Source organism: Rhizobium sp. KDH_Rht_773_N (genome assembly GCF_052946295.1).
On record NZ_JBRFNB010000002.1, the window covers coordinates 1189545 to 1202117 of the forward strand.

Sequence of the window (12573 nt, forward strand, 5' to 3'; positions counted from 1 at the left end):
GATCCCGCCGCAAGGCCGGGTTTCAGGTCGCCACACGAATGGCGATGTAGGCGCTGCCTGGCGAGCGTGGCAAGACCCTATCCATCGAAATTTCTCGCCGGTTGTTCCCCGACACCCGACTTTCGGCACACAGGCACGGAACCGCCGGCGACCGACCGGGCCGGTTAACCGTCGGCAAGGCGCAGTCGCTGGTCAAGTGCCAAGGCTGCGCGCTGCAGCCAGAGAGCGAGGTCGCGAAACTCTGCGTCGCGCGGATCGCTCCGGCGCCAGGCAAGCGCTATCGATCGCGTATAACGGCGCTCGGACAGCGGGCTGTAGTGGATGGGAGCCCCCTCGGTTCGCGCGAGCGCTGGTACGAGCGTACATCCTTCGCCGGCTGCCACCATATATTTCAGGGTTTCGAGGCTGGTGGCGTGACGGGTCGCCGCCTCCGATGGCGAGCAGGCCGCAAGCGCCTGTTCTCGCAGGCAATGTCCTTCGTCGAGGAGAAGCCGCTCGCTCCCTTCCAGGGCTTGCCAACCCGGACCGCCCGACCGGCTGGCGGGATGTCCCTCGGGCGCGGCGAGCAGGAAAGGCTCGACGAACAACGGGGTGGTGGTGAGCAGCCGCTGATCTTGCGGCAGTGACAGCAAGACCGCATCGAGCTCGCCGGCGAGCAATTGCTCGACCAATCGGTCCGTCAGGCCCTCGCCGAGATTGAGTTTCAGGCGAGGGAAATCCTTTCTGAACCGTCCGACGATCCGGGGGAAGAGGTAGGGGCCGAGCGTCGCGATTGCCGCAAGCCGCAGAGATCCTCCGAAGGGTTCGTCGGATGCCCGCACGACGGCCAGGAGCGTGCGCGCTTCGCCCAGCACTTTGCGCGCCTGCTCCACAAATCTCTGCCCCTCGGCTGTGACGATCACTTTGCGGGTGGTCCGCTCGAAGATCGTGACGCCCGTCCAGGCTTCCAGCTTCCGGACCTGGCTGGACAGGGATGGCTGGGCGACGCCGCAGATTTCAGACGCGCGGACGAAGCTGCCATGTTCCGCGATTGCGACGACATATTCGAGGTCCCGCAGAGACAGGCCGCTCAGGTTTATGGAGGTCTTCACGGCAGCAACTCCACCGGTTGGCGCAATCTATAGTTATCAACTATTAATGGGATAGAATTAATATCATTCACCTGATGAAACGCAATTGGCAAGTTGGGCTCGGATATTCAACCACTGGAGCGCTTCATGACCTCTGATCCGACCCGACCGCATCTCACCCACGCCAACGGCACGCCCGTCAGCGACAACGTCAACATCCAGACGGCAGGCCCGCGCGGGCCGGCATTGCTGCAGGATGTCTGGCTCATCGAAAAGCTTGCCCATTTCGCAAGAGAAGTGATCCCTGAGCGCCGCATGCATGCCAAAGGCGCGGGCGCCCACGGGACATTCACGGTAACACACGATGTCACGCGCTATACGAAGGCGAAGATATTCTCCGAGATCGGCAAGCAGACGCCGATGGTCGTGCGGTTTTCCACGGTTGCCGGCGAGCGCGGAGCGGCTGACGCCGAACGCGATATTCGCGGCTTTGCGCTGCGCTTCTATACGGAGGAGGGGAACTGGGATGTGGTCGGCAACAACACACCGGTCTTCTTCTTCCGCGATCCCCTTCGCTTCCCCGATCTCAACCATGCCATCAAGCGCGATCCGCATACGGGCATGCGGTCGGCCGACAGCAATTGGGACTTCTGGTCCCTGCTGCCGGAAGCGCTCCACCAGGTCACGATCGTCATGAGCGAGCGCGGTATCCCGAAGAGCTATCGCCACATGCATGGCTTCGGCAGCCATACTTACAGCTTCATCAACGCCGCCAACGAACGGACCTGGGTGAAGTTCCACTTTCGCACCCAGCAAGGCATTGAGAACCTGTCCGATGCCGAAGCCGAGGCGCTCATCGGCCGGGACCGTGAATCGCATCACCGCGATCTCTTCGACAGCATCGGCCGCGGCGATTTCCCGCGATGGACGCTGTTCATCCAGGTCATGACGGAAGCGCAGGCGAAAAGCTTCAGGTTCAATCCGTTCGATCTCACCAAGGTCTGGCCGAAGAAGGAGTTTCCGCTGATCGAGGTTGGCGTGATGGAACTCAACCGCAATCCCGGTAACGTCTTCGCCGAGATCGAACAGGCGGCCTTCACGCCGGCAAACATCGTTCCGGGCATCGGCTATTCGCCCGACAAAATGCTTCAGGCGCGTCTGTTTTCTTATGGCGATGCCCAGCGTTATCGCCTTGGCGTCAACCACCATCACATTCCGGTCAACGCTCCGCGCTGCCCGGTTCACAGCTATCATCGCGATGGCGCCATGCGCACCGACGGCAATCTCGGCGGCACGCCGACCTATTGGCCGAACAGCAAGGGGGAATGGGCCGACCAGCCGCAGCTCAACGAGCCACCGCTCGAACTCTCAGGCGCAGCCGACCATTGGGATCACCGGATCGACGATGACCACTACCAGCAGCCCGGCGATCTCTTCAGGATGATGACGCCAGCCCAGAAGCAGGTTCTGTTCGACAATACCGCGCGTGCGATGGGCGACGCCCGAGCCGAGGTCAAACAGCGGCACATCGACAACTGTACAAAAGCCGATCCGGATTACGGCAAAGGTGTTGCCGAAGCGGTCGCTCGTCTCGCCGCAGGCTGATGCGCAGAGAATACCCGGCGAGCAGCGCTCGCCGGGCATCGTTTCAGGATCGGCTCACTTCGGCGTAACGTCGAAGCCGAACCACTTTTCCGACAGGGTCTTGATCGTGCCATCGGCCTTTGCGGCTGCGATCGCGTCGTTGAACATTGCCTTCAGCTCGGTATCGCCCTTGCGCAGGCCGACGGAGCTGCCGCGACCGAGGAAGCCGCCCTGGAAGCGCGGGCCGGCAGTCGTCATGTCTTCGTTGCCCGGCTTCTGCGATGCCGTCGTCAGATAGGCCATGGACGCCATGACGATATCGACACGGCCGGCCTTGAGATCGAGATCATGCTCTTCGGTCGTTTTGTACTCGCGGACCTCGACGACACCCTTCAGATACTTGTCGACGAAAGCGGCTGCGGTCGAGGCGGTCTGCACACCGATCGTCTTGCCCTGCAGCGCCGGCTTGATCTTCTCGATCTCGGCGGCGGCACCGGCTTCATCGCTGGCGAGCGAGAAGACTTCACCCTTTTCCGGCAGGTTGGCGAGATCGCTCGTCTTCGAGGTCGCGAAGGCCTGGCCGGTGGAGCCGTAGGAATCGCTGAAGGCGATAACCTCTTCGCGCTTGGCCGTCGCCGACATGCCGGAGATGATGGCGTCGAACTTGCCGGCGTTGAGTGCGGGGATCATGCCGTCGAAATTCTGGACGACGATCTTGCACTCGACCTTCATGTGATCGCAGAGATATTTGGTCAGTTCGATCTCGTAACCGTCGAGCGTTCCGTCCGGCTTGGTGAAATTATAGGGCTTGAAAGCGCCTTCGGTGGCGATCGTCACCGTCGTCCACTTCTTGTCTTCGGCATGTGCGATACCGGCCGTCGCGATGATGGCCGCGGCTGATGTTGCCATCAGAATCCGTGAGAAGAATGTCATATTTTGCTCCCCTTTTCTTTGTTGGGCTGAGAAAACTATTGGCTGATGAACTGGCGGAAACGGTCTGACCGTGAATTGGCGAAGACCTCCTGCGGCCTGCCATCTTCTTCGACGACGCCCTTGTGCAGGAAGACGACCCGGCTCGAGACGTCGCGGGCGAAGCCCATTTCATGGGTGACGACCAGCATCGTGCGGCCTTCTTCTGCAAGCGCACGCATGACGCGCAGAACTTCGCCGACCAGTTCGGGATCGAGCGCAGACGTCGGCTCGTCGAAGAGCATCACCTTCGGTCGCATGGCGAGCGCGCGTGCGATTGCTGCGCGCTGCTGCTGGCCGCCGGAAAGATGCGAGGGATAAAAATTGCGCTTTTCGGCAATGCCGACCTTGGCGAGCAGCGCCTCGGCTTCCTCGATGCATTCGGCTTTCGGGCGACCGAGCACATGTACCGGCGCTTCGATGACGTTTTCGAGCACCGTCTTGTGGGACCAGAGATTGAAGCTCTGAAACACCATGCCGAGCTGGGAGCGGATACGGTCCACCTGCCGGCGTTCGGCCGGCCTGCTGCCGCCCTTGCAGTTGGCCACCATGCGGATCGTCTCGCCGGCAACCGTTACCGAACCGGAATTCGGCGTCTCGAGAAGATTGATGCAGCGCAGGAAGGTGGATTTGCCGGAGCCGGAGGAGCCGAGGATCGAGACGACATCGCCTTCATGGGCATCGAGCGAGATGCCTTTGAGAACCTCGACGGGTCCAAAGCTCTTGTGCAGATCCTTCACGCTGAGCGCGATCGGCGCAGTCATCGGGCGTCTCCTTCGAGTGCGGATGCGGTGGGCGCCACCGGATGGTGGGGGACGGGCTGGCGCAGATGCGGGCTCAGCCAATATTCGACGAGATGGACGAGGCGCGTCAGCAGGAAGTTGATTGCCAGATAGATGGCGCCTGCCACGACGAACACTTCGATCGCCCGGTAGGTCTCGGAAATGATCCTGGCGGCGACGCCGGTCACTTCCATCAAGGTGATGATCGAGGCGAGCGATGTGGCCTTCACCATGGAGATCATCTCGTTCGAGTAAGCCGGCAGCGCCTGCCGGATGGCGAGCGGCAGGACGATGCGGCGGAACTGCATGAAACGGGGCATGCCGCAGGCCCGCGCCGCCTCGATCTGGCCGAAGGGAACTGACAGAAGCCCGCCCCGAATGATCTCGCTGGCATAGGCTGCCGTGTTCATGGTCAGTGCAAGAACGGCACACCAATAGGCCTGGCGCAGGAACGGCCAGAAGATGCTGTGCCGGACTTCGGGAAACTGGCCGAGCCCGTAATAGATGAGGAAGATCTGCACGAGCAGCGGCGTGCCGCGGAATATGAAGACGTAGGCGCGCGCAAACCATTCGAGTATGGCGATGCCGGAGAGCCGGCAAAGCGCGATTGCGAGCGCCAGAACAGCCCCGAGCGCGATCGAGGTCGCGGCGAGTTCAAGCGTCAGCGGGACGGCCGAAACAAGACTGACGAAGGTCTCGGCGAGAAATTGCCAATCCATCAGCCTCTCCTCACGCCGCGAGAGAAGTGTCTTTCGGCCAGCCGCAGGAAAAGGCCGGAACCGGTTGAAATGATGAGGTAGATGGCCCCCGCAACGACATAAAAATCGAAAGGCAGGCCGGTCGAGCCCGCCGCAACCTGTGTCTGGCGCAGCAGTTCGGCGACGCCGGTGATGGAGACGAGCGCGGATTCTTTCAGGACGACCTGCCAGACGTTTCCGAGGCCCGGCAATGCATGCCGCAGCGTCAGCGGCGCGACGATGCGGCGGAAACGCAGTGAGCGGCCCATGCCGCAGGCGATCGCCGCCTCGATTTCACCCGCATGCACTGCCTTGAACGCACCGCGAAAGACCTCGGTAAATTGCGCACCTGACGTGACGCCGACGGCGAGCGATCCGGCGAGGAACCCTGGAAAGCCGAGGAATCCTTCAGCGCCGAAGAGCCGGCCGAGCGCTGTAACGGCGGCACTGCCTCCGAAATAGAAGAGGTAGATGACCAGGAGATCAGGTATGCCGCGAAGGACCGTCGTATAGGTATCGGCGGCGATGCGAAGGCCGCGGCCGCCCGAAATCTTCGCCCAGGCACCGAAGGTGCCGATGACGGCGCCGATGGCATAACCGGCAAGCGCCACCAGAATCGTCATCCACGCGCCGGCCATCAGCGCCTTGCCCCATCCGTCGGGGCCGAAGCTTATGAGCTCGAGGATGCCGGGCTGATTCATGATGCCTGTTTCTCCGGCAGCGGTGGCTGAACGTTATCCGGGATCGGATTGACGAAGGGCGTCCCGTCAAGACGGCTCCTGAGGTCCGCCTTGGCCGCCTCGATGAGAGCCGGATTGCGGATCAGGTCGATGGCGGTGCTCGCCATGACCTTTGCCGCATGTTCCGTACCCTTGTGGGCCGCAGGCAGCTTGCCCTGGGCGACAAGCTGCCAGGAGTGGCCGGGCGTGCCGATCGCGTAGGTCGCGCCGCGCATCTGGACCGTCGGCACGACCCAGCTGACGCTGCCGACATCGGTGGAGCCGACGATCGTGCTGTCACCGGCATAGAGCGGAAAGATTTCCTCGCAGAGCGGCTGGTCCTTCTTCGCCTTCAGTCCGAAGCGGGCATAGGAGGCGGCGATATCCTCGGCGCTCATCGTCGCCTGGAACATCCGGGCACGTGCCCGGTCGTCGTCGTCGAAGACGGGCGGGCCAAGGCGTTCGAGATTGGCAAACATCAGCTCTTCAAGCGGAACATTGCCGACGAGATTGGCGTCGCCGCTTATCACTTCGCTGCGCACGGACGTCTCGGTCATGAGGGCGGCTCCCTCTGCCACCTTCTTGACGCGAGCGACGAGCGACAGGAGTTCGGGCAGGTTCCGCGCCCGGATGAGGTAGCGCACCGTCGCGCGTGCCTGGACCACATTGGGCGCCGAACCGCCGGTATCGGTCACGGCATAGTGGATGCGTGCAGTCGAGGGCATATGCTCGCGCATATAGTTGACGCCGACATTCATCAGCTCGACGGCATCAAGCGCGCTGCGGCCGAGATGCGGCGTTGCCGAGGCATGCGAGGAGCGGCCGGTGAAATGGAAGTTGATCTCGTTGCAGGCAAGCGAGACGGGATTGTTGACGCCGGCAAAGGCGGCCGGGTGCCAGGAGATGGCAATGTCGACATCGTCGAAGACGCCTGCGCGGACCATGAAACCCTTGGACGAGCCGCCTTCTTCTGCCGGGCAGCCGTAGTAGCGTACACGGCCCTTGAGGCCGTTTGCGGCGAGAAAATCCTTTACCGCAGCTGCCGCCAGCATCGACCCGGCACCCAGCATGTTGTGGCCGCATCCGTGGCCATTGCCGTTTACCGTCAACTCGCGCTTTTCGGCGACACCGGCCTCCTGGCTAAGCCCCGGGAGCGCATCGAATTCTCCGAGGATCGCAATGACCGGACCACCTTCTCCGGCTTCACCCATCACAGCGGTCGGCAATCCCGCGACGCCGCGTTCGACACGGAACCCTTCCGCTTCCAGCTGGCGGGCATGCTCTTCGGAGGAGCGATACTCCTCATAATTCGTCTCCGGCATATCCCATATCCGGTCGCTGAGCGCAAAGAAGGCTTCGCGCTTGGCTTCGACGATGTCCCACACGGCGTCCGAGTTTTTCATGGCTTCCAAAACAGCTTCATTTTGCATAGTATCCAAAATTGGCGCCAATTTAGGATACAAAAAATTTATGCGCAATCCATGTGCACGAATAAATTTTCATCACGGCAAACTGTTCGGGCTGCCTTACGGACACGCAGCAGCCCGTGGTATCGATGCAGATAGTGAGGGGAAATTCGAATGGCGGATGTCGTGATGGATTCGGGGCAGGGAACGTCCAGCGGGCGCGACGTAACGGACCTCGTGCTTCAGGACATCCTGGCCGGCGTGCTTCTGCCGGGGACCTGGTTGAAGCAGATCGATCTCGAGCGGCGGTATAATTGTACGCGGCCCGAAGTGCGCCGGGCGCTTGATCGCCTTGCCCAGAAGCGGCTCGTGGAACATGTGCCGAACCGTGGCTACCACGTCTACGAGCCGGATGGGCGGCGCGCACGGGAAGTCAGCGAGATCCGCATCATCCTGGAAACGGCGATCGCCGGAACCATCGTTCAGAAGGCGTCGCCGGCCGATATCACCAATCTGCGCGGGCTTGCCCAGCATTTCGACTTCATGGTGCTGAACGGCACGATGCTGGAACTTTACGAGGCAAATCTTGCCTTCCATCGCCAGTTGCTGGTCCTCGGCGGCAATCAGGAACTGGTCGACCTCATCACGGAAATTCGCCAGCGGACGTCATCGGCGCCGGTTTCCCAGTGGCGCACGCGTGCGCGCGTGGAGCAGTCGAGCCGGGAGCACCACCTGATGATCGATGCGATCGAAGCCGGCGATACGGAGCATCTGAAGGAACTGGTGCGACAGCATATCCTTCAGGGCTGAACGTCGGCTGCCGCTACTCGGCAGCCTCGTTATGGCGCTCAAGATAGTGCCCCTTCAGGAAGGAGCGATAGGCATCGGCTATGCCCTCCTTCAGGCCTATTTTCGGCGACCAGCCAAGGGTGTGCAGCTTTTCGGCACTCATCAGCTTGCGCGGTGTGCCGTCGGGCTTGCCAAGGTCCCGCGTGATTTCGCCTTCGAAGCCGACGATCTCCGCAACGAGCCCTGCCAGTTCGAGGATGGCAATGTCTTCCCCTGAACCCACGTTTACGTGACTTTCGGCCGAATAGGTCTTCATGAGATGGATGCAGGCGTCAGCGCAATCATCGACATGCAGGAACTCGCGCAGCGGCGTTCCGGTGCCCCAGATGCGGATCTGCTTCTCGCCGTTGATCTTGGCCTCGTGCGCCTTGCGGATCAGGGCCGGCATGACATGGCTTGAATCGAGGTCGAAATTGTCGCCCGGCCCATAAAGATTGGTGGGCATGGCCGAGATGAAATCCTTGCCGTGCTGTCTTCGGTAGGCGGCACATAGCTTCAATCCGGCAATCTTGGCGATTGCGTACCATTCATTCGTGGGTTCGAGCGCTCCCGTCAGAAGGGCATCTTCGACGATCGGCTGATCCGCGAATTTCGGATAGATGCAGGACGAACCCAGAAACATCAGCTTTTCGACGCCGACTTCGTAAGCGGCGTGGATGACGTTCGCCTCGAGGATCAGGTTGTCGTAGAGGAAGTCGGCCGGATAGGTATCATTGGCGAGAATACCGCCGACTTTGGCAGCCGCCAGGAAAACGGCATCGGGACGATTCTTCTCCATCCATGCCTCCACCTGATCCTGCCGTCTGAGATCGAGCTCGGCGTGCGTGGCAGTCAGGATTTCGCAGCCCTCGGTCGCGAGGCGACGCACGATCGCAGAACCCACCATGCCGCGATGGCCCGCGACATAGATCCTCTTTCCGGCAAGGCTGTAGATCACCTCAGGCATGGACAAGGCCCTTGTTCGCGCCGACCGCCGGAACGTTGCGGGCCATGACTTTCAGGTCCTCGCGAACCATTTCCGAAACCAGTTGATCGAGGCTGATCTCGTGTTTCCAGCCGAGTTTCGTGCGCGCCTTGGTGGGATCGCCGAGCAGGAGATCGACTTCCGTGGGCCGGAAGTAGGCCGGATCGATCTCCACCACACAGCGGCCGGATATGGTGTCGTAGCCCTTTTCCTCGATACCTTCGCCACGCCAGTCGATCGGCATGCCTACCCTGGCAAAGGCCTTCTCGACAAAGGAGCGGACGGTGTGGGTCTCGCCGGTTGCTAGAACATAGTCCTCCGGTTCGTCCTGCTGCAGCATCAGCCACATGCCGCGGACATATTCGCGCGCATGTCCCCAGTCGCGCTTGGCATCCAGATTGCCGAGATAGAGCCGGTCCTGGAGGCCGAGGTGGATGGCCGCCGCCGCGCGGGTTATCTTGCGCGTCACGAAGGTTTCGCCGCGGATCGGGCTTTCATGGTTGAACAGGATGCCGTTCGATGCATGCATGCCATAGGCCTCGCGATAGTTGACCACGATCCAGTAGGCATAGAGCTTGGCGGCGGCATAGGGCGATCGCGGGTAGAATGGCGTCGTCTCGTTCTGCGGCACTGCCTGGACCTTGCCGTAGAGTTCCGAGGTCGATGCCTGATAGAAACGGGTTTTCCTGGTCAAGCCCAGAAGGCGAATGGCTTCAAGCAGCCGCAGCGTGCCGGTTCCGTCCGCGTTGGCCGTATATTCCGGCGTCTCGAAGGACACCTGAACGTGGCTTTGTGCGGCAAGATTGTAGATCTCGTCGGGCTGCGTTTCCTGGACGACCCGGATGAGGTTTGTCGCGTCGGTCATGTCCCCATAGTGCAGGATGAAGCGCGGATTCTCGACATGCGGATCCTCGTAGAGATGTTCGATGCGATTGGTATTGAAGGACGACGACCGCCGTTTGATGCCGTGGACAATATAGCCCTTATCCAGGAGCAATTCGGCCAGATAGGCACCGTCCTGACCTGTTACCCCGGTAATCAGTGCAACTTTCCTGTTATGTCTCATGCCGGTATCCATGATCGTTCTCCAACTCGAATACTAACGCTGTTTCTGAGAGGCGGATGCTGTCGTGCGCCGAACAGGCGCAATGCCTCGTCGAGTGCCATCGGCAGAGCGTTGGCCGCCTGAACGTGCGGTTCCGGCCTTGACTGTGATGCGGGTGATCGAGGGGCCTGGCGGTCATTTTTGCATCCCCAGATACGGGTGCAGCCAGCGCAGGGTGAACCATGCCGCGATCGGCGATAGCTCGAAATTCTGATAGGCCATCAGCGACCTTGCGTACAACTCGGAGTCGCGGAAGTTGTATTTGGCGTGTCGCTTGGGTTTGACATTGTTGATGGCGACGACGATGTCGGCGTTGCGGGCGCTCCTGAGCTGCTGCAGGCAGAATTCGGCAGCGCGGCGGCTGGTCTTTGCCCATTGCACGACCATCAGCGTGCGCTCCGTCAGCGCCGTCAGATGCATGGTGTCGGCCGAGGCGAGCACCGGCGCGCTGTCGAAGATGACGACCTGGCCTCGGGCGCGGGCCATCTCGATGATCTCGGCCACGTCGGTCAGCCGCACGCGCCGCTGCAGGCGGGGACTGCCGGCCGGGATGAAGTCGATCCCGCTCGGATGATGGTGGACGACGTCCTCAAGGGCGGCCTGTCCGCTCAGGAACTCGTTCAGCCCCTGTTTCAGGCCGGACCTGAACAGCGTGTCGAGATGGCCGCGCCGGATGTCGCTGTCGACGAGCAGCACCGGCGTTCCGTTGGCGGCCAGTTCGATGGCCAGCGATCCGGCCACCAGCGACTTGCCTTCGCCGCTATGGGCCGAGGTCACGGCGATGGAGTGCGGCAGCTTGCCGCCATTGGCCTGTTTGAGCGAGATCATCACGGTGCGGATGGCTTCGTCGAACATGCCGATCTGCGTCTGGCCGAACAGCCTGGAGGGATCCCTGCGCTCCTTGCGCCGCAGATGCGGGACGAAGCCGGCCGGCACGATGCGGCCCATCGTGGAGATCTGGTCGAAGCTGCGCACCGTCCGGTCCATCATCTCGACCACGAAGGCGGCCGTCACCGCAACGGAGACCGAAGCGAAGAAGGCGCCGATCAGATAGAACAGCCGGCTGCGCCCCTGCGGCACAAGCGGCACGGCCGCCGGTGACAGGACCTCCAGTTCGGCGCCCGGCAGCATGGCCTGCCCGGCCAGGCCGCGGCGCTGTTCCTCGAGCTTGTCGAGGGCGGCCTGCTCCTTGTCGGCAATGCGCTGCAGCCGCACCAGCTCGGTCTGCGCCAATGCGGAACGGGAGCGCTGTTCGTAGGCGGCCGTCAGTGCGGAGCGGACCGTCCGGTCCTCATCGTCAAGGGCGGTCAGCCTGGCGCGCAGGGACTGCAGGTAGCGTTCGATCGCGGCGCCGAGATCGGCGCGGGATTTGTCGATCCGGGCTCGCAGGTCGACCACGGCGGGGGCATCGTTGCCATAGATGTCGAGAAGACGGGCAAGGTCCTGCTGCTGGGCGCGAAGGTCGGCCTGCATCACGCCGATGCTGTCGGGGATGGATTTGTTCTGCGCGGCCAGGGAGGGGTCGCGGGCGGCTTCCAGCGCGGCAATCGTATCCGTGATGTCGGTGCGGTCTTGCGCGATCTTCGTCTGCCGGTCGCTCAGTGCGACGATCGCCTTGATCTGCTCGCTCTGCTCATCGTCGTCTGGAACAACACCCATTCTCTGCTGATAGGTGTCGGCGGCATCGCGGGCGGTTTTTGCGCGATCCTGCTGTTCGGCGATGCGCTGGCCGATCCAAGTTTCCGCCGTGTCCAGGCTGGAGCGGATACTGTCCCTGCGCTCTTCGAGATAGATGGTGATGAGGCGGTTGGGGACGGCGGCGGCCAGTTCGGGATCGCCGGCGGTAAAGCCGATCTCAACGACGTCGCTCTGGCCGTCGCGCCACACGCTGAGTGCCTTGTAATAGGCCTGGACGACCGGCTCGATCGTATCTCCGGCCGGCTGCGACGGCCTGTCGGTGCTGACGAGGCCCCGCAGCGTTGCCCTGATCCTGTCGACGACGGAGGCCTGGCGCAGGGCCGGGTTGAACTCCGGCCGCTCGTCGAGCCGCAGGTCGCGGATGACCCGTTCCGCCACGTTTCTGGACAGAAGCCGTTCGGTCTCGGAGGTGACGTTGAGCGGCGCATCGCCGCCGGCATCGCCTGTGCTGAGCGCGGTCGCCAGGGGCTTGTGGATCATCAGCCGGGACTCGGCATGGTAAGCCGGCTTCAGCCCCGATATCAGCACGATGGAGGCCGCCATCACAACCGCCATCACAGCCACGATCATCCCCATCCGCCGGCGCAGCAACCGCAAGCCCGACGTCAGCCCCCTTGCTTCGGTTGGAAACCGGATCGCAAACATCAGCACGGCAGCAGAAAACAGGACGAAGAGAAGACTGTTCTGCGT

At 62.2% G+C, this 12573-nt stretch carries 11 protein-coding genes; 2 read left to right on the top strand and 9 right to left on the bottom strand.

Translation table 11 applies throughout. The annotated features are described in order from the left end of the window. Positions 1 to 164: 164 nt before the first annotated feature. Complete coding sequence (locus ACU8HS_RS27395; protein ID WP_447016130.1) at positions 165 to 1091, bottom strand: LysR substrate-binding domain-containing protein; 927 nt, start codon at positions 1089 to 1091, stop codon at positions 165 to 167. Between the two features lie 126 nt (positions 1092 to 1217). On the opposite strand from ACU8HS_RS27395, the gene ACU8HS_RS27400 reads away from it, so the two are divergent. Next, on the top strand, positions 1218 to 2675 hold the full coding sequence (locus ACU8HS_RS27400) for a catalase (RefSeq protein WP_447016131.1): 1458 nt from the start codon (positions 1218 to 1220) through the stop codon (positions 2673 to 2675). 54 nt (positions 2676 to 2729) lie between these two features. Here the strand turns inward: ACU8HS_RS27400 and ACU8HS_RS27405 are convergent, their stop codons facing one another. Genes ACU8HS_RS27405 through ACU8HS_RS27425 form a run of 5 tightly spaced genes read right to left on the bottom strand, consistent with a single transcriptional unit; the run spans position 2730 to position 7264 of the window. Next, positions 2730 to 3587, bottom strand: a complete 858-nt coding sequence (locus tag ACU8HS_RS27405) for a transporter substrate-binding domain-containing protein (RefSeq protein ID WP_112759040.1) — start codon at positions 3585 to 3587, stop codon at positions 2730 to 2732. A gap of 35 nt (positions 3588 to 3622) precedes the next feature. Next, a complete protein-coding gene (locus ACU8HS_RS27410) occupies positions 3623 to 4387 on the bottom strand; it encodes an ABC transporter ATP-binding protein (protein ID WP_113414670.1) in 765 nt (254 codons plus the stop codon). Next, entirely contained in the window at positions 4384 to 5124 is a 741-nt protein-coding gene (locus ACU8HS_RS27415; protein WP_112759038.1) for an ABC transporter permease, read from the bottom strand. Before ACU8HS_RS27415 ends, ACU8HS_RS27410 begins: the two co-directional genes overlap by 4 nt. After that, positions 5124 to 5843, bottom strand: coding sequence for an ABC transporter permease subunit (locus ACU8HS_RS27420; protein WP_113414671.1), 720 nt, complete (start codon positions 5841 to 5843; stop codon positions 5124 to 5126). Before ACU8HS_RS27420 ends, ACU8HS_RS27415 begins: the two co-directional genes overlap by 1 nt. Continuing rightward, entirely contained in the window at positions 5840 to 7264 is a 1425-nt protein-coding gene (locus tag ACU8HS_RS27425) for a M20 family metallopeptidase (protein ID WP_447016132.1), read from the bottom strand. The genes ACU8HS_RS27420 and ACU8HS_RS27425 overlap by 4 nt, the downstream gene beginning before the upstream one ends. Before the next feature lie 177 nt (positions 7265 to 7441). Between ACU8HS_RS27425 and ACU8HS_RS27430 the strand changes: the two genes are divergently transcribed. Next, the gene (locus ACU8HS_RS27430) at positions 7442 to 8077 is read left to right on the top strand and encodes a GntR family transcriptional regulator (RefSeq protein ID WP_113414672.1); all 636 of its coding nucleotides are present in this window, start codon (positions 7442 to 7444) and stop codon (positions 8075 to 8077) included. 13 nt (positions 8078 to 8090) lie between these two features. Here ACU8HS_RS27430 and fcl read toward each other — a convergent pair whose 3' ends face one another. From fcl to ACU8HS_RS27445, 3 genes are all read right to left on the bottom strand, one after another. Next, entirely contained in the window at positions 8091 to 9062 is a 972-nt protein-coding gene (gene fcl / locus ACU8HS_RS27435) for a GDP-L-fucose synthase (RefSeq protein ID WP_113414673.1), read from the bottom strand. Then, positions 9055 to 10158, bottom strand: a complete 1104-nt coding sequence (gene gmd / locus ACU8HS_RS27440; RefSeq protein WP_113414674.1) for a GDP-mannose 4,6-dehydratase — start codon at positions 10156 to 10158, stop codon at positions 9055 to 9057. Before gmd ends, fcl begins: the two co-directional genes overlap by 8 nt. A 162-nt stretch (positions 10159 to 10320) precedes the next feature. Beyond that, positions 10321 to 12528 (bottom strand): GumC family protein, encoded by a 2208-nt coding sequence (locus tag ACU8HS_RS27445; protein ID WP_447016476.1) that lies wholly within the window; start codon positions 12526 to 12528, stop codon positions 10321 to 10323. Positions 12529 to 12573 lie beyond the last annotated feature (45 nt).